Source organism: Salinigranum marinum (genome assembly GCF_024228675.1).
Taxonomy (GTDB): Archaea; Halobacteriota; Halobacteria; order Halobacteriales; family Haloferacaceae; genus Salinigranum; species Salinigranum marinum.
Genome location: NZ_CP100461.1, coordinates 2,651,248 through 2,670,674, shown reverse-complemented (window position 1 = coordinate 2,670,674; position 19,427 = coordinate 2,651,248). Strand labels below are relative to the sequence as shown.

The following is a 19,427-nucleotide window of genomic DNA, read 5'->3' as shown; positions in this document are numbered from 1 at the left end:
TGTCCGCGCGAAGAACGCGCGAGGTCCTCGGGAGCGTGCGAGGTGAGCGACCGAACGGCTCGAAGCGCCGCAGGTGCGTCGGTCACGTGGCGTCTCGCCGCCCTGGGGACTGCTCGGTCGCCGCCTCGTGCTCACCGTGAGCAACCAACGGGTACCCGGTGCGATCTTCCGTTATCCTCGATCCAGCACAGACCCGCCACAGACAGTTCCACGCGGGATTTATGTCGTCGCCGTCGGAACCCCGAGACATGTTCGAGACCATCGTCATCGCCACCGACGGCTCCGAGAGCGTTCAGCGGGCCGTCGACGTGGCGCTCGACCTCTCGCGACGGTTCGACGCCGCCGTCCACGCGGTCTCCATCGTCGACACCGACGAGGTGGAGTCGTCGCCAGAGCGCCTCCAGGAGGAACTGGAGACGGCGCTGAAAGAACAGGCCGAGGAGGCGCTTTCGGACGTGCGGGCGTCGACCGATCTCGACGTGACCACCGCCGTCCTCGTCGGACGGCCCGCGGCGGAGATCCGCGAGTACGCCGAACGCCACGACGCGGACCTTGTCGCGATGGGAACCCGCGGGCGACACGGCGAGAACCGCTTTCTCCTCGGGAGCGTCGCCGAGCGGATCGTCCGGACGTGTCCGATGCCGGTGTTGACCGTCAGACAGCTCGCCGCGGACGAGATGCCCTGAGACGCGGGCGGGACACAAAGCCACGCTTTTCCGGAGCCGACCCGAGAGAGCGGTATGGACGACGGTCTCATCGACGACGACGGGCTCTCGCTGTCTCGCAAATCGCGGCTCCCCGGCAAGGGTTTCTTCTATCCGGATTCGCTGGACGAGGAGTACGCCGACGAACGGACTCGCGACGCGGTCGAGGGGGCGGAGGCGGTCGTCGTCGCCGACGCGGACGCCGACGGCCTCGGCTGTGTCGCGCTCGTTCGGGAGGCGCGCGACGCCACGCTCGACGTCGCCCCGTTCGAGACGGAGCTCGTCGCGCGCGTCCAGTCCGGCCCGACCGACACGACCGACCGGAGCGAGGACCCCACGGACGAGGTCGTCGAGGAGACGGACGACCGGAGCGAGGACGAGTCGCCGGTCGCGCTGGTCGCCGCCTCGCCGCACTCGCTCGGCGAGGCGCTCGAACGGGTAGCGGAACACCTCGACCCCGGCGCGGACGTCTACGTCTGTGACCTCTGTCCCGACGGCGTCGACGCCGTCGAGGCGTCGCTTTCGACCCTGGTCGACCGCGCCGGCGGGGTCCGCTGGTTCGACCACCACCAGTGGGACGACGACGTCGCCGCCGCCGTGCGCGCCGCGGGCGTCGACCTCGTCGTCGGCGACTCCGACGAGGAGTGTACGACCGACGTGGCGCTCCGGTCGCTCGACTACGACTTCCCCGCGCGCTTTTCGGAGCTGGCGGCGGTGACGCGCGACCACGACCTCTGGCTGAACGAGGACGACCGGAGCAAGGACCTCGCGGACTACGCCTACTGGACATCGCCGGAGGAGTACGTGACCGTCGTCGGGGCGTACGGCGCGGATCTGCCCGACGCGGTGACGGAGTACATCGCCTACCGCCGCGTCGAGAAGGAGAAACTGATCGAGCGGGCGGTCGATCGCGCCGACATCAAACAGGTCGGCGAGTGGACCGTCGGCGTCACGTACGGGCGGTGCTCGCAGAACGAGGTGGCCGACGCGCTCCGCGAGCGGGGTGCCGACGCCTCGGTCGTCGTCAAACCGGCGGGGAGCGCCTCGCTCCGCGGCTCGGAGACGTTCGAGCGGTGCCACGAGGTGGCCGCGCTGGTCAACGGCGGCGGCCACCCGAAGGCCGCCGGCTGCAAGCCGGAGATCTACGACGATATGCTCGACTACGCCCACCACTGGACCACCGAGGGCGCGACGACCAAGCGCGTCATCCTCGCGGCGTTCGAGCGGGTGGCCGACGCGGTCGATGCGGAGTCGACGGCCGACGCCGACGAGACGGACGAAGGCATCGACACCGAGCGGTAGCGACTCGTCTCACGGCCCGTGACCACGGGGCGACTCCGGGGACGGAGACGGCGGTGGGAGCGACGGGGACTCTGACCTGGGGAAGAGCGACGGTACCGACCCTGCGCTCGCACTCGTGCGGGTGGCGCGCCGTCTCGAAGGTGAGAGAAAAACGGGGAGTGGACCGCTCGATCGAACGGCGTTAGCGGGCGGCGGCGGCGACGCGTTCGCGCTCTTCCTTCTGGCTGATGGCGTACGACTGCATGTCGTAGTCGGCCGCGCCGACGAGGACGCGCGCGAGTGCCTCGGCGGCGCTCGATTTCGTCTTGTACGCGCCGCGCTGGGTGCCCTCGGCGATGAACTTCAGCGCCTGGTCGACGCGCCGCTGGGGGGCGACGTCGACGGCCTGCGGGACCGAGATCCCGCCGTACTTCAGGCGGACGGTCTCCTCGCGGGGGGCAGCGTTCTGAACCGCGTCGACGAGCACCTGCACCGGGTTCTCCTCGGTGCGTTCGTGGACGATCTCGAACGCGTCGCGGACGATCCGGGTGGTCTTCTGCTTGTGACCCGTGTTCTCCTCGGTCTGCATCAGGCGGTTGATCAGCCGCTCGACGATGCTGATCTCGGACTTCTGGAACTGCTTGGAGGCGTGCCGTCCCATCGTGTGGGCGATCGGCGTCACCGCCATGTACCGCTTCGTGCTCGGGTCGGTGTACTCGATCTCGGAGACGTCCCATACGCCGAACAGGAGCGCGTTCGAACGCGCCTCGTCGCTGTCGGCGGGGGCCTCCGGCTCGGGGGATTCGGCGTCGCTCATCGGACCGGCTTCTCCGCGTTCCCGCGCACGAGCTCGATCATCGACACGCCGTTGACCTTTTCGACCTTGTAGTTCACGCCCGAGAGGTCGCCCATCGCGCGGCCCTTCGCGCCACCGATGCCCGCGATGGTGACCTCGTCGTGCTCGTCGATGAACGAGATGGCACCGTCACCGGGACAGAACGCGGTGACCTGCTTGCCGTTCTTGATGAGCTGGACCCGGACACACTTCCGGATGGCCGAGTTCGGCTGTTTCGCCTCGATTCCGACCTTCTCCAGAACGATGCCCCGCGCCTGTGGGGCACCCTCGAGTGGGTCGGACTTCTTTCCAAGACCGCGTTCCCGCCGCGCGTACTTCGAGTCGGACCACCGGTGTTTCTGGCGGTCCTGCTTGAGTTTGCGCGCGGCATACTTGCCGTTCGCCATAGTAACACGAGATTCCCGACGGAGCTACTTAAGCCTCCTCTTTTGTCCTCAGCGAGACGCCCGCAGCGTCGCGTATGACCCCCTGAAACGCGATCTGAGGCGGTTTCGTCGATCGGAGTTACGCCCTCTGTTCGACGCGCAGGCGACGAGCGGTCCCGAGAGTTCGTCTCGACCGGGCCGTTCACTCCGCGTCGACCCGCTCGGCCACGTCGACCGAGAGGTCGCCCGAGAGCTCGTGGGTCGACGCGGGCCCGAGCGTGAGCCCCTCCTCGTCGAACCGTCGTTTCACCCGCCGTCGGAAGTCAGATCGCACCTCGACGAGGTTGACGTCCATCGGATCCGACACCCAGTACTCCGCCTGGATCGTGAGCGCCGTCCCCCCGAAGGCGACGATCCGGGCGTTCGGCGGTGGGTCGTCGAGCACCCTGTCGTCCTCGCGGGCCGTCTCGACGAGCGTCATCAGCGCGAGTTCGGCGTCGTCCGCGTAGGCGACGTCGAGTTGCTCCGTGATCCGGTAGCGCTCCCTCCCGTAAGGCCGGGTGAGCGCGTTGGTCGTCAGCTCCGTGTTCGGGACGGTGACCGTCTCGTTGTTGATCGTCCGGACCCGCGTGACGCGGAAGTCGACGGACTCCACGGTCCCCTCGCCGCCGGACCACGCGATCCAGTCGCCCACGTTGAAGTCGGGATCCGCGATCAGGAACAGCCCCGAGACGAGCGAGCCGATGACGTTCTGACTCGCCGCGCCGACGACGAGCGAGATCGCGGCGATGACGATCGAGGCGTCGGTCAGCGCGCCGCCGTAGCCGGCACCGATCACGCCGGCGACGGCCGCGGCGACGACGACGAGGACGTGGACGTACGTCTCGGTCGCCGTCTCGATGGTCGGGTTGTTCCGGTTCCGCGATCGGACGAGGCCCGCGACCGTCGGGACGACGAGCAGGCGGCCGACGGTGTAGATGAGGATCGCCCCGACGAAGAACCCGAGCGTGCGGAGTGCGACCTCCTCGAGCCCCGCGAGACCCGTCGGGACTCCACTCGGGAGCGTCTGTGCGACGACGGTGTGGGCCATTCGATCCGAGGTGTTGACCGGGAGGTACATAAAGTGTCAGAGCTCCGTGGTCGGCGTTGGGGGTGAGTAGTCGTACGGCCGGTGGTGGCGCGGCCGAGACGACTCCGGTCGTCTCGCCGCGCGAGGGATGACCGAACGAGCGACCGGAGGGAACGAGTGACGGAATCGGCTGGGGAGGCTCGTGGTCGTTTCCGCCCTGGCGCACCGTGTCCGGTTCTGTCCGTTGTCCCGTTCCTGCGACCGACTCCCCGCCGATCGGACGAGTCCCGCATAAATCTCGAACACGAAATGAGAGGTCAAAACACCACTGACGACCGAACTAACGCGGATTACGTCAGCTGAACGTCGTCGAGATCCCAGTGCCGTCGGGCGAGTTCGCGCGCGACGCGGATGTTCCGCCCGTCGACGCCGATCGCGACGCCGCGGTCCTCGGCGTCGACCTCGACGTACGCCACCCGGTCGTTCTGCTCGGAGATCGTGACGTGGTTCACCACCGCGGGTGCGAGCGCGTTCGCGACGAACGCCTCCGCTGTGTCGGCGTCCTCGACCAGCGTCACCTCCCGCCCGAGTTTCTCCTCGACCTGCTGGACGCGTCGCCCCCCTGGGCCGATCGCCTGGCCCATCTCGCCCGCCGCGACCAGGAACGTCACCCGCTCGTCACCCTCGCCGTCCGCGTCGTCCTCTTCGCGGACGAGACAGTCACGGGCGGTCGCGCCCGTGACGTCCTCGAAGAGGGCGATGTACTGACGGGCCGTGTCCGAGAGGGTGACGCGCATCCGCGGCTAGTCGTCGGAGACCTCGGGCTCCGTCCCGAGGACCTCTGGGTTGACGCCCGCCTCGGACGCGTCGATCGAGCCCATGCGGAGGTCGACGTCGCCGGTGCCGATGGCGACCGGCTTGCCGACGATGACGTTCTCGATGACGCCGTCCAGATCGTCGACCTCGCCGTGGATGGCCGCGTCGAGCAGGTGATTGACGGTGACCTCGAACGCCGCGCGGGCGAGCACGGAGTCCTTCGACCCCGAGATACCGTGACGACCGATCGACTCGATCGTGCCGCGGTTGGTCATGATGTCGGCGACGAGCATCAGGTGCCGCACGTTCACGTCGTCGAGCCCCTGCTCTTCGAGCGTCTCCATCGTCTCGTTGATGATCGCCTCGCGAGCGGCCTCCACGCCGAGTTGTCGGTACACCTCGTGGATGTTGTTCGACGTCGTGCGGGTGCCGTCGACGCCCTCGATCGTGAGCACGTCGCCGAACGCCGACCCCTCGGTGTAGAGGACGAACTCCTCGTCGTCGTCGGTCGTCTCGCGGCGGATCACCACCCGGGAGACCTCTTCGATCCCCTTGAAGACGATGTCGCGTAACTCCTCCACGAGCTGGAGGAGCTGGCGGTACGACGGCTGGTTCGGGCCGAACTCGATGACTGTCCCCATCCGCGTCGTCTCGACGCCGAGCGCGTCCTCGATCTCCTCGGCGATCTCCCCCGCGACGCTCCCGACGTCGTCGGCGGTGGGCCACCGCTCGCGCAGGGTGTCCTCGTTGAGGTCGATGTTGACGAGCATGTCCGCGACGTTCGTCGACACGTCGCCCAGCGCGAGGATCTTCGTCGATTCGATCTGCCAGACGACCTCGTGGGCCACGTCCCGTTCCGTGTAGTCGGGGTCGTCGACCTCCTCGATCCGCCTCTCGATGTGGTCGGGATCGAGGTAGACGGTCATCATCGGCGTGTCCGGCGTCTTCCGGGCGTCCACCAGCTCGATGAGCCGCGGCAGGCCCTGGGTCACGTCGATCTCGGCGACGCCGGCGTAGTGGAACGTGTTCATCGTCATCTGCGTCCCCGGCTCGCCGATCGACTGCGCCGAGACCGTCCCCACGGGGTCGAGCGGGTCGACCCGGGTGTCGAGATACCGCGTCTCCGAGGCGCGGGCGATCTCGTCGGCCTGTTCGACCGTCACGCCCTCCCGGGACTCGATGACCTCGTAGATCTGGGTCTTCAGTCGACGCGGGAGTTCGGTATCCTCGACGACCGCTTCGATGTCGGCGGTCACGTACTCGAACGCGCCGGTGGGGTTCGTCTGTTCAGTCATCGGACTCCACCCCCAGGCCCTGTGCCTTGTCGAGCCCCGGCCCGGCGTACTCCGAGAGGTTCGTCGGCGGCTCGGCCTCGCCGAGGAACCGCTCTTTCTCCTCGTCGGAGGCGAACTCGGCCTCGATCACGCGGTCGGCGATGTTCTCGATGTCGATGCTGTACTCCTGCTTCGAGGAGACCTTCACTGGTGAGGTGCCGTCCTCGCCGAACTCGAACTGGACAACGGTACCAGAGGTGTCGCGGACGGAGCCGTCGTACTGTGCTTCCAGTTCGGAGAGGGCGTTGATGAGCCGGCGCTGGAGATAGCCGGACTTCGAGGTCCGGACTGCCGTGTCGACCAGCCCCTCGCGGCCGCCCATCGCGTGGAAGAAGAACTCTCTCGGAGTCAGGCCCGCGCGGTAGGAGTTCTCGACAAAGCCGTGGGCGTCCGCGGAGAGGTCGTCCTTCCGGTAGTGGCTCAGCGTGCGGTCCTCGTAGCCGCGGTTGATGCGCTCGCCCCTCACCGCTTGCTGGCCGACACAGCCGGCCATCTGCGTGAGGTTCAGCATCGACCCGCGCGCGCCGGACCGGGCCATGATGACCGCGGGGTTGTCCTCGGTGAAGTGGTCCTCGGCGATCTCGCCGGCGGAGTCGCGGGCCTTCCCGAGCCGCTGCATGATCTTCATCTCCAGCGTCTCGTCCACCGTTCTTCCAGGAAGGGATTCGAGTTCGCCCTGTTCGTACACCTCGATGAGCTCTTGGATCTGCTCGTACGCCGACTCGATGGCCTCGTCGACCTGCTGGTTCGCCGGCTCCGGGATGGACTCGTCGTCGATCCCGATCGAGAAACCGAAGTGCATGATCGCCCGCATCGCCAGCGCGGCCACCTCGTTGATGAACACGCGGGCGCGCGTCTTCGAGTACACCTTGGTGATCGTGTCGACGACCTCTCCTCCAAAGGCGCCGACGGCGTCCTCGTCGACGGTCCCCTCGATCAGCTGGCCGTCGCGGATGACGACCGTGTCGCCCGCCGACGAGTCGAACTCGAGCGAGAGGTCGTCGGGGAGGAGTTCGGAGAAGAGCTGTCGCCCCGTCCAGTACGGGCCGGTGTCGCTCTCGCCCTCGGGTGCGGGCAGTTCGTCGATGCTCGTCGCCCGCAGGAGGTCGAGCGCCTGCGTCTCCGAGAACTGGGGGTTCTCGTGGGTCAGCAGGTAGGTGCCCGAGATGTGGTCCTGGATGGCGCCGATGATGTTCTCGCCGAACCTGGGGCTCAGGATCTGCTCTTGGACGCGCATCAGGACGCGCGCTTCGGCGCGCGCCTCCTCGTTCTGCAGCGCGTGCATGTTCATCTCGTCGCCGTCGAAGTCGGCGTTGTACGGCGGACACACCGTCGTGTTCAGTCGGAAGGTCTTGTACGGCATCACGACCACCTCGTGGGCCATGATGGACATCCGGTGGAGCGACGGCTGTCGGTTGAAAATGACGACGTCGCCGTCGATTAGATGTCTATTCACCTCCCAGCCGAGTTCGACCTTCTCGGCGAGTTCCTCACAGTTCTTCTCGGTCACCTTCAGCCGGCGGCCGTCCGGTCGTCGGACGTAGTTCGCGCCCGGATGCCCCCCGGGGCCGTTGCGGACGAACTGCCGCGCGTTGTCGATGTTCCGCTCGGTGACGTTCATCGTCTGCGTCATCTCGCGGGCGACGCGTTCGGGGACGCCGACCTCGTTCAGCGAGAGGGTCGGGTCCGGCGAGATCACGGTCCGCGCGGAGAAGTTCACGCGCTTGCCCGACAGCGAGCCGCGGAAGCGACCCTCCTTGCCCTTCAGGCGCTGGCTGAGCGTCTTCAGCGGGCGACCGGAGCGGTGGCGCGCCGGCGGCGTGCCCGAGATCTCGTTGTCGATGAACGTGGTGACGTGGTACTGCAGCAGTTCCCAGAGGTCCTCGATGATGAGTTGGGGAGCGCCGGCCTCACGGTTCTCCATGAACCGCTGGTTGATCCGGATGATGTCGACCAGCTTGTGCGTGAGGTCGTCCTCCGACCGCTGGCCGTTGTCGAGCGTGATCGACGGCCGGGCGGTCACCGGCGGCACCGGCAGCACCGTGAGGATCATCCACTCGGGGCGGGCGCGGTCGGCGTCGACTCCCAGGACCGCGATGTCCTCGTCGGGGATGTCCTCGAACCAGTCGCGGATGTCGGAGGGCATCAGCTTGTTCATGTCCTCCTCGGTGAGGTCGATGCTCAGCGCCTTCTCCAGCTTCTTGCGGTCCTCGGACTTTGGCCGAAAGGTCCCCGAGAGGATCTCGTTGATCCGGTCCAGGGGGATGCCCGTCTCCTCCGCGAGTTCCTGCGGGGCGACGCCGTGGTCGTCCTCGTCGTCGGGGTCGGGCTGCATCGCCTCCGCGATGAGCTCGGAGTACTCCGCCGAGAGCACGTCCTGGACCTCGTAGTACGTGGTGGGCTTTTCGTGTTTGATGTCGTGCTGGGGCGCGCTACAGTCGGGGTGCGGGCAGACCTTCGCCTTACGAGCCTGCCGGACCGCGGCTTTCAGCGCGTCGTTGGGGTCCTCGCCGAGCTCCTTCGCGCGCTCCAGTTGGGTGCGGTACTCTTCGCGCTCCTCCTCGACGAGCGCCAGCCGGCCGCACTCGCGGCAGGTCGACCGGAGCAGCCGTCGGATGAGCTTCGTGAAGCCGACGTGGATGACCGGCGCGGCGAGTTCGATGTGGCCGAAGTGGCCGTTACACGACCCCGAGTGCTGGCCGCAGGTTCGACACTGCAAGCCGGGATCGATGACGCCCAGCCGGGGGTCCATCAGCCCCATGTCGATTGGGTAGCCGTCGTCGTCGTACGTGTCCGCCGTGATGACCTTCGTGGCGGACATGTCGCGGTACGTCTCGGGGTCCATCAGCCCGAAGTGGATCCCGCCGAGTTCCTTGGGTGTCTGCATTGACATGTGTGGTGTGTGGGGTGGAAAGGGGAGTTAGACCGCGTCCTCGAGTTCGAGCCGCGGCCGGATGCCGAGCGCGACCATCTCGTCGAGGAGGAGCTTGAACGCGTAGCTCACCTCGATCTCGTGGATGTTGTCCTCGTCGCCGGTGATGGGGTCGTAGATGCGGCGCTGGTCGACGTCCTCGACGGCGACCATCCCGGTGTCGGCGGAGATGTAGACGTCCTCGCGGTCCGAGGAGTCAAGCAGGCGCTCCTTGAGCGCCATCGCCGCGCCGTGACCGATGAGCACCTCGCGCTCCATCTCGCCGACGCGGAGGCCGCCCTCGCGGGCGCGCCCCTCCGTCGGCTGTCGCGTCAGGACCTGCACCGGCCCGCGAGAGCGGGCGTGCAGTTTGTTCGACACCATGTGGTACAGCTTGTGGTAGAAGATGGTGCCGACGAAGATCTCCGCCTCGATCTTCTCGCCGGTGACGCCGGAGTACATCACTTCCTTCCCGGACGATTTGAAGCCGTGTTCCTCCAGCGCGCCGCGGAGTTCCTCTTCGTTCTCGCCCTGGAAGGCGGTGCCGTCGACGCGCCGCCCTTCGAGCGCCCCGACCTTCCCGCCGAGCATCTCCAGGACGTGGCCGACCGTCATGCGCGAGGGGAGCGCGTGAGGGTTGAGCACGAGGTCGGGGACGACCCCGTCCTCGGTGAAGGGCATGTCCTCCTGGGGCGCCAGGTGACCGATGACCCCCTTCTGTCCGTGGCGGGAGGCGAACTTGTCGCCGAGTTCGGGGATCCGCTGGTCCCGAACACTCACTTTCGCCAGCTTCGAGCCGTCCTCGCCCTCCATCAGGGTGACGGTGTCGACGACGCCCGACTCGCCCGAGCGCATCGTCACCGACGTCTCACGCCGCTTCTGTGGGCTGAGCCCGCCCATGTCGTCCGGCTCCTCTAAGAAGCGCGGCGGGGAGGTCTTCCCCAGGAGGACGGAGTTCTCGTCGACGACGGTCTCGGGGTTGACGAGGCCGTCCTCGTCGAGGTGGGTGTAGGCGTCCTCGCCGCGAGCCCCACGGACGTCCTGGGAGGGGATCTCGAAGCGGTCCTCCTGGCCGCCGGGGTACCGCCGTTCCTCGCCCTCGTAGGTTCGGAAGAAGTGCGAGCGGGAGAGGCCGCGTTCCACGGAGCCCTTGTTCATGACGAGCGCGTCCTCGATGTTGAACCCCTCGTAGCTCATGACGGCGACGCAGAAGTTCTGCGCCGCGGGGCGCTCGTCGAAGCCGATCTGCTCGGTCGTCTGGGTCTTGACCATCGCCAGCTGCGGGTAGTGCAGGAGGTGCTGGCGGGTGTCCGGTCGGATCCGGTAGTTCGCCGCGGGGAGCCCGAGCGACTGCTTCATCATCCCCGCGCCCATGGTGATGCGCGGCGAGGCGTTGTGCTCGGGGTACGGGATCATCCCCGCGCCGATCCCGAAGATCAGCTGGGGGTCGATCTCGAGGTGGGTCGTGTCCTGGGTGTCCGAGTCCGGGTGGTACTCGACGTCCTCCTCGTCGACGGCGACGAGGATGTCCTCTTCCTCCTCGGCGTCGATGAACTCGATGAGCCCCCGCTTGACGAGGTCCTCGAACGTGAGTTCGCCGTTCTCGACCGCCTCGACGTGCTCGTCGTCGAGCATCGGTTCGCCCTGTTCGACGACGATGAGCGGCCGGCGGGCGCGTCCCGCGTCCGCGTTGATGATGACCTCGCGGGTGCGGTCTTTGACGCTCACGTTGACCATCTGCGAGACGTCGCCTCGTCGGCGTGCTTCGCGGATCTGTGCTGCGAGCTGGTCCGGGTCCGGATGGGTCCCGACCAGGCTCCCGTTGACGTATACCTTCGCTTCTCGTGCCTGAGCCATTGTTTAGTCGTCCGCCGGTGTGGTCTCGATGCCTTCGAGGCCGGGCATGCCCTCGACGCCCATCGACGCGAGTTCGCGTTTGAGCGCCCGCTCGTCCTCGACGTTCTGCGACAGTTCCATCGCCTGTGCGAAGTTCTTCACCAGCCCGCAGTTCGGTCCCTCGGGGGTCTCGGAGGGGCAGATCCGTCCCCACTGGGTCGCGTGCAGGTCGCGCGCCTCGAAGTGCGGCTGCGAGCGAGACAGCGGGCTTCTGAGGCGACGGAGGTGCGACAGCACGCCCATGTAGTCCGTCCGGTCGACGAGCTGGGAGACGCCCGAGCGGCCGCCGACCCAGTTGCCGGTGGCGATCGGATGCTCCAGGCGTTCGGTCAGCACGTCCGACCTGACGACCGTGTTCACCGTCAGGTTCCGGTTGCGCATGTTCGCGCGTTCGAGCTGGTACTTCACGTCGCGTGCGAGCTTGTTCAGCGCCGTCCGGAAGAGGTCGCGCATGAGGTCGCCGGAGACTTTCAGGCGCTTGTTCGCGTAGTGGTCCTTGTCGTCGGAGTCGCGCCGGCCGAGCGCGAGCTCGAAACACGCCTCGGCCATCCGGCAGAGGTAAAACGACTTGTTGATCCGCACTTCCTCCTCGTCGATGCCGTCCTCGTGGAGGTGCGGCAGGAGGTAGCGATCGATGACGTAGTTGGCGCGTTTGAGCTGGTAGTTCTTGCCCTGGCCGCCGGCGACGCGCTTGCCGAGCGCCTCGATCGCCTGCTCTTCGGTCTGAACGGGCGCTTCCTCCAGGTTCTCCAGCATGAACTTCACGATCTCGGGGTCGTCCGAGACGCGGTGGACGATCTCCTCGTCCGATTCGAGCCCGAGCGCGCGGACGAGCGTGACGAAGTTCACGGAGCCCGAGACGCTCGGGAACGACACTTCGAGCAGTCCCTCGCGGTTGCGCTCACAGAGGACGAGCGCGCGGTAGCCGCGGCGCTGGGAGAACGTCTTCGCGACCTGGATCTCGTCGCCGTACTTCGTGTCGTACTCGGCGAGGATCTTGTTCGGCGCGAGGTCCTCCGACGTCATGAGGACGCGCTCGGAGCCGTTGACGATGAAGTAGCCGCCGGGGTCGACGGGGTCCTCGCCGATCTCGACGAGGTCGGCGTCCGAGAGCTCGGAGATGTTGCACTTGCGGGAGCCGACCATGATGGGCATTCGCCCGACCTTGGTCTCGGTGGAGTCGAGGACGACCTCCTCTTCCTCCTCGCCGCCGCGGACGATGGACATCTCCATGAACACCGGCGCGGCGTAGGTGATGTTGCGCAGGCGGGCCTCCTGGGGGAACAGCAGTTCCTCGGAGCCGTCTGCCTCCCGCACGCGGGGGGTCTCGACGCGGATGTCGCCGAGTTCGACCCACACCGGCTCTTCGCCCTCCTTGTCGCCGATGTCGGTGTCGATCGTCTCCTTCTCGTCGACGACCTCCTGCATGCCGCGGTCCAGGAAGTTGTTGAACGAGCGGAAGTGGTGTTCGGCGAGCCGTTCCTGTGAGAAGTACTCTCTCGAGATGGTGCGTCGTGACTGTCGGTTCATTCGATCACCAGTCGGTAGACGACCGCCTCGTCGGTCGTTCGCGAGTCGCGGATGATCTCGATGACGTCGCCGATCTCGGCGTCGTCGGGGAGCGCCGGATCCGACTTGCGAATCTTGGGCAGGTTCACCCGCTCGACGTCGTACTCGGTCATTACTTCCTCGATCGCTGGTTCGTCGAGGATGGTGTGCTCTGGGACCAGTGTGTGTTCGCTTACGTTGACCATGGATGTCTGGGTGGGTGGGAAGAAGCTCTCACGAGATACTACAGTTGGCTTTCAGTGCCAGCCATTTAACGCTTGTTAACCGATGCGGGTAGCACCGCTCACCGACCGCAAGCGGGCTGATACCCCTACACATGAGCAGACGTGATAAATGCCTTGCGGAGCGGCCGACGGTAGCGTTTCACACGCCGCGAAGAGATGGTAAGTCTTATTTACAGAACCCGGCTACGACTGAGTGCGCACTGCCCGGATGGTGTAGTGGCCTATCATACGACCCTGTCACGGTCGTGACGCGGGTTCAAATCCCGCTCCGGGCGTTTCTGCTGATGTTGACTCCTCAGCGGGGCGTCCCGTCGCGCCGAGCGCACGTGCGAGTCAGCGTCTCCGAGCGGTTACGAGCGGGATTTGAACCAGAGAGTCGAACGTCAGTGAGCGGAACGACCGTGGTTCACAATCCCGCTCCGGGCGTCTTTCTCTCGAACTCGCCCGCCGAGCGAGGCGTTTCATCGCCGAGCGAACCGCGTGGGTAGCTGATCGGTCGTGTCGACGATACGGTTCCCACCGCCGACACGGCGGCGACCCCTGCGGTCAGCGCGATGGTGCCTCACCCTCCCCAACCGATTCGCGTACACCCTCGCTCCGCTCGGCTGTTCGCTTCATCCACCGGAGCGACACGTCGCTCCGAGCCGTTCGCTCGCTGCGCTCGTGAAGGCCTCGCGCACGGGTCGCGGACCGGCGTTCGTGACGCCACGCGCCACCGCGTTCCGCCCGCCCCGGTCCGCACGACCTTTGCCCCCCGCTCTCGAACCGGGTCCCGATGGCCGCTCACGTCCCCGAGGAAGGCGACGTCCACGTCGTCGAGCGCACGTTCACCGCCTGCGAGGTCCGCGAGTTCGCCGCTCTCTCGCGGGACACGCAGGCGATCCACACCGAGCGCGACCCGCCGATGCTCCACGGGCTGTTGACCGCGACGCTCCCGACGCAGATCGGCGGCGACCTCGCGGTACTCGCCCACACGATGGAGTTCGACTTCCTCACGCCGGTCTACGCCGGCGACACGGTCCGGTGTGAGTGGACGACAGAACGGGTCGACGCGCGTCCCGACCGCTACGATCTGGTCGCCACGGCCGACTGCCGGCGGACCGCCAGCGAACTGGCGGACGCGGCCGAGACAAGCGTGCTTCGCGGTCGGGTCGAAGGGATCGTGTGGCGCGACGCGTGACCGACGCCGCCAGGTCGCCACGCGTCCGCCACCGCAGGCGGCTACTCGATCCGCTCGCGGGCCGCGGTGTCGACGCCGCGAACCTCGAACCGGGCCCCGCCCGAGTCGCTCGCCGTCACGTCGAGCGCCCAGCCGTGCGCCTCGGCGATGCCGCGGACGATCGAGAGACCGAAGCCCGTTCCGCTATCGCCCGTCGAGTACCCCCGCTCGAACACCTTCTCCCGCTCGCTCTCGGGGATGCCGGGTCCGTCGTCCTCGACGAAGAAGCCGTCGTCTAGCGGACCGACCCGGACGTGGGCCACCGCGCCGGTCCCGTCGCCGTCCGCCGGGTCCGTCGAGCCGTCTTCCACGCTGTCGCCGGCCTCCGGCCGACTGCTCGCTGAGCCATGTTCAACCGCGTTCCGAAAGAGGTTCTCGAAGAGCGTGCCGAGTCGCTCGCCGTCGGCGTCGATCCGCCGGTCGTCGACGACGTCGAGCGTGGCCGTCCCGGTTTCGACGGCGGTCCAGGCTCGGTCTGCGGCCTCCTCGAGCGACAGTTCCTGCGTCGTCCCGACCGTCTGGCCCTGCCGAGCCAGCGCGAGCAGATCGGTGATGAGGCGGTTCATCCGCTCGTGGGCGCGTTCGACGCGCTCGAAGTGCGGGGCCGGATCCTCGTCATCCCCGTTGGCCGGGCACGCGTCGCGCGCGAGACCGAGATAGCCGCGCGCCACGGATAGCGGGTTCCGGAGGTCGTGACTCACGACGGAGGCGAACGCCTCGAGCCGTTCGTTCTGCCGGGCCAGTTCGTCCTCGCGGTCGCGGAGGACGGCGACGCGCGCCGCCCGCGAGAGGGCGACCTCGACGTTCGCGGCAAGGATCTGCGCCAGCCGCCGATCGGATTCGTCGAACCCCTCGGCCTCCGTCGACCCGAGCGTCAGCAGTCCCCCGTCGCCGAGCGGGAGATACATCGCACGGTCGATCCCGACGTCGGTGACCCCGTGGGCGGAGAGGTCGTCGACGACCTTCGACTGTCCGACCCGGAACGCCTCCCACGCCATGTCGACCTCGGGCCCGTCGGTCGGCCGTTCGCCGAGCACCGACTCCGTCTCCTCGGACACGGCCGCGAGCCGGAGCGTCTCGCTTTTCGGCTCGTAGAGTCGGACCGCCGTGACCGGGTAGCCGAGGATGTCGTTCGCGGCCCGGACGGTGATCTCGGCGATCTCCATCCGGGACTCCGCCCGGATGAGGTCCCGCGTCGTCTCGTGGAGTCGTCCGAGCGTCCGCTCGATCCGTTTCCGTTCCGTGATGTCCGTGTAGATGGCGTACCCACGATCGGTCCCCTCGCGGTCGAACGGCACCGATCGGAGCAGGAAATCGCGGACGTCGTCGGCCGTCGATCGCCGGACCTCACGCTCGAACGGCCCACCAGCGAGCCCGTACAGCCGGTACGCCGCCGACGTATCGTCCTGCTCGGGACCGATGAACTCGTCGAGGTTCGAGCCGACGACCTCGTCGCTCGTGAAGCCGAAGACGCGCTCGAACGTCGTGTTCACGGCGCGAACGATCGGTTCGCCGTCGACGTTCTCGACGTCGACGATCGCGTCGCTGGTGTTCTCAAACAGCGAGGCGATCCGGTCGCGCTCCTCGCGGATCCGCGCTTCTCGCTCCGCTCGGTCGAACGCGACCTCGGCGGTCGCGCCGAGCGCTCGCACCAGCTCGAACTCCACGGCCACGCCGCCACGGCCGCCCACGAGGAGGCTCCCCCGCTCGCCGATGGGAACGACCGCCAGGACGCCGGAGCGCTCGATCTCCGGACCGCCCGCGGGTGTCCACTCCTCCGTCCCCGCCGCGACGGCGGCCGCGATCGCTGGCTCGTCGAGGAGCTCCGTCTCGAACCCCGTCGTCGCGGCGAGGACGGTCGCTCCGTCGCCGTCCGCGGTGGACTCGACGACGGCGGCGTCGGCGCCCAGGGTGTCCTCGATCGACTCGACGACCGTGGCCGCGACGGCCCCGTACTCCTCGACACGCATCAGTTCACGCGCCAGCTCGTGCAACAGCGTGAGCTGTGTCTCGCGTCGTTTCGACGCCGTCGTCGTGACCCGCTCGACCGTCTCGGCCAACCGGAACCACGGTTCGTGGCCGTTCGTCACGTCCCGGCGGACGTACGTCGTCGCGCCCAGTTCGTCGACCCGTGACGCGAGCGTCTCGTGAGTTCCGGAGCCGAACAGCACGACGGGGCCTCGATAGCCCACTCGCCGCAGGTCGGCGACGACGGACGACTCGTCACCGGCCTCGTCCGGGGTCACGACGACGCAGTCGGCGCTCGGCGCGCCCGCCACCGCGCCCGGATCGGCCCGTTTCACGTCGAGACCTGGCGCGGCGCGACGTACTCCGTCAACGACGTTTTCGTCCCGTCCGAGGTACAGCACCGTCGTCATCACTCGAGGTCTGTCAGCCGAAACGTGGCCCGGGGTATAGACTCTTTACGGCTCAGATGACTGTCTGCACCGCGGCTCCCCCCACGGCGACGCCGCCGAGCGCCGCGACGAGCATCAGCGCCGCGTAGCGGGCGGCGGCCCACCGCTCGCCGGCCACCGCCCGTTCGGCCACCCCGACCGCGAACGACGAGAACGTCGTGAACGCGCCGCAGAACCCGGTTCCGAAGACGAGCAACACGCGCCCGTCGAGCGGTGCGGCGACCAGCGCCCCGAGCACGACGCTCCCGAGGACGTTCACGACGAGGACGCCGCGACTGCCGAGACGGGTGTCGACGCCGAACCGGGCGAGCGCGCCGAGCGTCCCGCCGAGTCCGACGAGCAGCGCCGGCCACAGCCCCACGCCGGCGGTCGTCACCGACGCGTCCCCCACGCGATGCCGATGAACGCCGCCGCGATCCCCAGCGCGTAGTTCGCGCCGACGTTCACCAGGCCGGCCGCCGGAGCGAGCGTCGCCGTCTCGACCGCGAACGTGCTGTACGTCGTGAACGACGAGAGCAGCCCCGTCCCGACGAGGACCCGGGTACGGTGGTCGGTGACGAGCGTGACGAGTGCTCCGAGCGCGAAGCTCCCGAGGACGTTCACGACGAGCGTCCCCGGCACGCCCGGGACGGCCACGCCGACGGCCCAGCGGAGGAGAGCGCCGGCGAAGCCGCCGCTTGCCACGTACACCGGGTCGAGTCGTTTCATAGCCGCGACGATTCCGCCGATCTACTCGTCGCTTTCGGTTCGGCCGGTGCGCACCGGACGCTCGCTCTGCTCCCCTGGGCCGTCGCGACGAGGCCGCAGTGACGCGTGCTGAGCGGTGGCGCGTGCTGAGCGGTAGTGCGTGCTGAGCAGTGGCGCGCGCTGGCGCGACCTCGTGTCGCGCCTCCGCCGTGCGAGGGATGAGGACGCGAGCGAACGGAGTGAGCGAGCGTCCGAATCGGCTGGGGAGGGTGTGGTGTAACTGCGCCAGGGACCGTCTCGCCGCGTTCCTCGTGCTCCCCGCGTTCCCCGTGCCCCCGCGCTCTCGACAGCATCCGCCGACCGATCGACCCGCCCGAGTGGCGGCAGGAGGACGCAGCGCCAGAACGCGAGTACGTCCCCGCTACGTCGACCTTCTCGCTACGTCGACCGCTCCCGATCCACGAACGAACTGGCCCGCGGGCTCGACCCCTCGTGTGCCGTCTCGCGCTCGCGGACACGAACCACGTGCACCGACTCGGTGCGATCGTCGAGACGAGCGCCTCGCCGGGCTCGCTGGGGAGGCGCTCGTGGAGTCGGCCGTCGACGTACGTCGCCTCGCACGCTCCGAGCGCCGCGACGTCGTCCGCGGCCGTGAGCCGGTAGGCGACGAGGAGGTCGGACTGCGAGGCGACGACCGGCGGTAGGACGCCGGGACGCTGTGTCGCGCAGACGAGGCTCACGCCGGGGGCGCGCCCCCGGGTGAGGAGCGTCTCCAGCGCCGCGGCAGCGACGCCGTCGAACGCGACGTGGGCCTCGTCGACGAACAGCCACGGGAGGCTGTCGAGCCGATCCGCGACGCACGCCTCGTACACCCCGCGGGCGACCGCGTGGATCACCGCTCCGCGCGCACCGGGTGGCTGTGCCGAGCAGTCGAGCACCGTCACCGGGGCGTCGACGAGGTCCCGCGCGTCGAGTCCGTCGGGGTCGAACGCGTCCCACGAGGCGGCCAGCCGGAGGTGGTTCGCGGCCGCCCGGCGGACGTCTCCGTCCGCGTCGCCGTCGGCGACGTGGTCGCGCATCCCGGCCAGCGTCTCAGCGGCGGCTGCGGCCTGCCAGACGAGCGCCCCCGCTGGACTCGCCGGATCGAGCCCCACGAGTTCCGGCCACGACCGTGGCGGGACCGTCGCCGTGCGGACCGTCGGCTCGCCGACGAGACGCCCCCACGACCCGAGGCCACGGAGCGCCCCGATGGGGTCGACGACGACCGGCGTGACGCCCGGCGTTTCGGTACACTCCTCGGCGAGCACCCCGAGCGTGTACGACTTGCCGTAGCCGCGTTTCCCCACGACGAGCGCCGCGTGCGGCCGATCGAGGTCGACGCCGACCGTCGCGCCGGTGCTCCCGTCCCGCGCGCGGTACTGTCCCAGCCGGCCGGCCGGTCCCGGCGTCTCGCCGTCGATCCTCCGACCGGCTTCCCTGTCTCGTCCGAGGACGTGCATGCCGCCGGGTGGCTTCCTCTCCCGATATAAACCATCGGCCGAGGCTTCAAGTACGAACCCGCGGCCACCGCGTGGTATGTCCGATCCAGACCGACCCGGACCGTTCCGTTCGACCCTCGGCCGCGAACTGTCGCGCTTTCGCCGTGACCGCCGCGCCATCGAGGGGCTGCCCGTCAGACTCGTCGTCGCGCTCGTCGTCGGGGTGGCGAGCATCAGCGTGATGTTGAACATGCTCACCGGTGTGGAGGGCCTCGCCGTTACGGAGCTCGACGTGCGTCCCGAACCCGACGTCGTCGCGCCCGGCGAGCAGGCGATCGATCTCGTCGTCGTCGACCCCGACGGCGATCCCGTCCCCGGCGCGACGGTCGTGGTGAAAAGCGGCGGCGTGTCGATCGACGGCGTCGTGACGGCCGAGACCGACGACCGCGGTGTAGCGTCGGTGACAGTAACGCCGTCACTCCTCGCTCACCAGCAGGACGGGACGCTCGTCGTGAGCGTGAAACCACCCGCGGGGAGCCAGTACGTCGACCGCCGCGGCAACACCGAGATCCTCGTCGTCCGCTCCTGACAGTACGTCGAA

The 19,427-nt window shown here is 68.4% G+C and carries 16 protein-coding genes, 1 tRNA gene and 1 pseudogene; 5 read left to right on the top strand and 13 right to left on the bottom strand.

Features of this window, described 5'->3' with window-relative positions:
• Positions 1-221 precede the first annotated feature (221 nt).
• A complete protein-coding gene (locus NKJ07_RS13250; protein WP_425504766.1) occupies positions 222-686 on the top strand; it encodes a universal stress protein in 465 nt (154 codons plus the stop codon).
• Between the two features lie 54 nt (positions 687-740).
• Positions 741-2,006 carry a DHH family phosphoesterase gene (locus NKJ07_RS13245; protein WP_318567285.1) on the top strand — a complete coding sequence of 422 codons (1,266 nt, stop codon included), beginning with the start codon at positions 741-743 and terminating at the stop codon, positions 2,004-2,006.
• 181 nt (positions 2,007-2,187) lie between these two features.
• Here NKJ07_RS13245 and NKJ07_RS13240 read toward each other — a convergent pair whose 3' ends face one another.
• The 9 genes from NKJ07_RS13240 to NKJ07_RS13200 form a co-directional block, all read right to left on the bottom strand.
• Positions 2,188-2,802 carry a 30S ribosomal protein S7 gene (locus NKJ07_RS13240; protein ID WP_318567284.1) on the bottom strand — a complete coding sequence of 205 codons (615 nt, stop codon included), beginning with the start codon at positions 2,800-2,802 and terminating at the stop codon, positions 2,188-2,190.
• Positions 2,799-3,227, bottom strand: a complete 429-nt coding sequence (locus tag NKJ07_RS13235) for a 30S ribosomal protein S12 (protein ID WP_318567283.1) — start codon at positions 3,225-3,227, stop codon at positions 2,799-2,801. Before NKJ07_RS13235 ends, NKJ07_RS13240 begins: the two co-directional genes overlap by 4 nt.
• Before the next feature lie 181 nt (positions 3,228-3,408).
• Positions 3,409-4,296 carry a mechanosensitive ion channel family protein gene (locus NKJ07_RS13230; RefSeq protein ID WP_318567282.1) on the bottom strand — a complete coding sequence of 296 codons (888 nt, stop codon included), beginning with the start codon at positions 4,294-4,296 and terminating at the stop codon, positions 3,409-3,411.
• A 329-nt stretch (positions 4,297-4,625) separates the two neighbouring features.
• Positions 4,626-5,072 carry a NusA-like transcription termination signal-binding factor gene (locus NKJ07_RS13225; protein WP_318567281.1) on the bottom strand — a complete coding sequence of 149 codons (447 nt, stop codon included), beginning with the start codon at positions 5,070-5,072 and terminating at the stop codon, positions 4,626-4,628.
• Between the two features lie 6 nt (positions 5,073-5,078).
• Complete coding sequence (gene rpoA2 / locus NKJ07_RS13220; protein WP_318567280.1) at positions 5,079-6,386, bottom strand: DNA-directed RNA polymerase subunit A''; 1,308 nt, start codon at positions 6,384-6,386, stop codon at positions 5,079-5,081.
• Positions 6,379-9,312, bottom strand: coding sequence for a DNA-directed RNA polymerase subunit A' (locus NKJ07_RS13215; protein ID WP_318570459.1), 2,934 nt, complete (start codon positions 9,310-9,312; stop codon positions 6,379-6,381). The genes rpoA2 and NKJ07_RS13215 overlap by 8 nt, the downstream gene beginning before the upstream one ends.
• Positions 9,313-9,345: 33 nt before the next feature.
• Positions 9,346-11,193: a DNA-directed RNA polymerase subunit B gene (gene rpoB / locus NKJ07_RS13210; RefSeq protein WP_318567279.1), complete on the bottom strand. Its 1,848-nt coding sequence runs from the start codon at positions 11,191-11,193 to the stop codon at positions 9,346-9,348.
• A 3-nt stretch (positions 11,194-11,196) separates the two neighbouring features.
• Positions 11,197-12,762: a DNA-directed RNA polymerase subunit B'' gene (locus tag NKJ07_RS13205; RefSeq protein WP_318567278.1), complete on the bottom strand. Its 1,566-nt coding sequence runs from the start codon at positions 12,760-12,762 to the stop codon at positions 11,197-11,199.
• Positions 12,759-12,986, bottom strand: a complete 228-nt coding sequence (locus NKJ07_RS13200) for a DNA-directed RNA polymerase subunit H (RefSeq protein ID WP_318567277.1) — start codon at positions 12,984-12,986, stop codon at positions 12,759-12,761. The genes NKJ07_RS13205 and NKJ07_RS13200 overlap by 4 nt, the downstream gene beginning before the upstream one ends.
• Positions 12,987-13,227: 241 nt before the next feature.
• On the opposite strand from NKJ07_RS13200, the gene NKJ07_RS13195 reads away from it, so the two are divergent.
• Positions 13,228-13,300 (top strand) — tRNA-Asp (locus tag NKJ07_RS13195).
• A gap of 500 nt (positions 13,301-13,800) precedes the next feature.
• Positions 13,801-14,205, top strand: a complete 405-nt coding sequence (locus NKJ07_RS13190; RefSeq protein WP_318567276.1) for a hotdog family protein — start codon at positions 13,801-13,803, stop codon at positions 14,203-14,205.
• Between the two features lie 41 nt (positions 14,206-14,246).
• On the opposite strand, the gene NKJ07_RS13185 is transcribed toward NKJ07_RS13190, so the two are convergent.
• From NKJ07_RS13185 to NKJ07_RS13170, 4 genes and pseudogenes are all read right to left on the bottom strand, one after another.
• A complete protein-coding gene (locus NKJ07_RS13185) occupies positions 14,247-16,547 on the bottom strand; it encodes a PAS domain-containing sensor histidine kinase (RefSeq protein ID WP_318567275.1) in 2,301 nt (766 codons plus the stop codon).
• 127 nt (positions 16,548-16,674) lie between these two features.
• On the bottom strand, positions 16,675-17,037 hold the full coding sequence (locus NKJ07_RS13180) for a fluoride efflux transporter FluC (RefSeq protein WP_318567274.1): 363 nt from the start codon (positions 17,035-17,037) through the stop codon (positions 16,675-16,677).
• Complete coding sequence (locus NKJ07_RS13175) at positions 17,034-17,369, bottom strand: fluoride efflux transporter FluC (protein ID WP_318567273.1); 336 nt, start codon at positions 17,367-17,369, stop codon at positions 17,034-17,036. Before NKJ07_RS13175 ends, NKJ07_RS13180 begins: the two co-directional genes overlap by 4 nt.
• 417 nt (positions 17,370-17,786) lie before the next feature.
• Positions 17,787-18,847 (bottom strand): annotated as a pseudogene (locus NKJ07_RS13170) (ATP-binding protein).
• A gap of 76 nt (positions 18,848-18,923) precedes the next feature.
• Between NKJ07_RS13170 and NKJ07_RS13165 the strand changes: the two are divergent.
• Entirely contained in the window at positions 18,924-19,415 is a 492-nt protein-coding gene (locus tag NKJ07_RS13165) for a DUF7382 domain-containing protein (protein ID WP_318567271.1), read from the top strand.
• Positions 19,416-19,427: the final 12 nt, after the last annotated feature.

Excerpts from the sequence above, each read along its gene's own strand:
- NKJ07_RS13250 (WP_425504766.1), top strand. The coding sequence starts at position 222 with ATGTCGTCGCCGTCGGAACCCCGAGACATGTTCGAGACCATCGTCATC.
- NKJ07_RS13240 (WP_318567284.1), bottom strand. The coding sequence starts at position 2,802 with ATGAGCGACGCCGAATCCCCCGAGCCGGAGGCCCCCGCCGACAGCGAC.
- NKJ07_RS13205 (WP_318567278.1), bottom strand. The coding sequence starts at position 12,762 with ATGAACCGACAGTCACGACGCACCATCTCGAGAGAGTACTTCTCACAG.
- NKJ07_RS13245 (WP_318567285.1), top strand. The coding sequence starts at position 741 with ATGGACGACGGTCTCATCGACGACGACGGGCTCTCGCTGTCTCGCAAA.
- NKJ07_RS13200 (WP_318567277.1), bottom strand. The coding sequence starts at position 12,986 with ATGGTCAACGTAAGCGAACACACACTGGTCCCAGAGCACACCATCCTC.
- NKJ07_RS13230 (WP_318567282.1), bottom strand. The coding sequence starts at position 4,296 with ATGGCCCACACCGTCGTCGCACAGACGCTCCCGAGTGGAGTCCCGACG.
- NKJ07_RS13215 (WP_318570459.1), bottom strand. The coding sequence starts at position 9,312 with ATGCAGACACCCAAGGAACTCGGCGGGATCCACTTCGGGCTGATGGAC.
- rpoA2 (WP_318567280.1), bottom strand. The coding sequence starts at position 6,386 with ATGACTGAACAGACGAACCCCACCGGCGCGTTCGAGTACGTGACCGCC.
- NKJ07_RS13165 (WP_318567271.1), top strand. The coding sequence starts at position 18,924 with ATGTCCGATCCAGACCGACCCGGACCGTTCCGTTCGACCCTCGGCCGC.
- NKJ07_RS13190 (WP_318567276.1), top strand. The coding sequence starts at position 13,801 with ATGGCCGCTCACGTCCCCGAGGAAGGCGACGTCCACGTCGTCGAGCGC.
- NKJ07_RS13235 (WP_318567283.1), bottom strand. The coding sequence starts at position 3,227 with ATGGCGAACGGCAAGTATGCCGCGCGCAAACTCAAGCAGGACCGCCAG.
- NKJ07_RS13225 (WP_318567281.1), bottom strand. The coding sequence starts at position 5,072 with ATGCGCGTCACCCTCTCGGACACGGCCCGTCAGTACATCGCCCTCTTC.
- NKJ07_RS13175 (WP_318567273.1), bottom strand. The coding sequence starts at position 17,369 with ATGAAACGACTCGACCCGGTGTACGTGGCAAGCGGCGGCTTCGCCGGC.
- rpoB (WP_318567279.1), bottom strand. The coding sequence starts at position 11,193 with ATGGCTCAGGCACGAGAAGCGAAGGTATACGTCAACGGGAGCCTGGTC.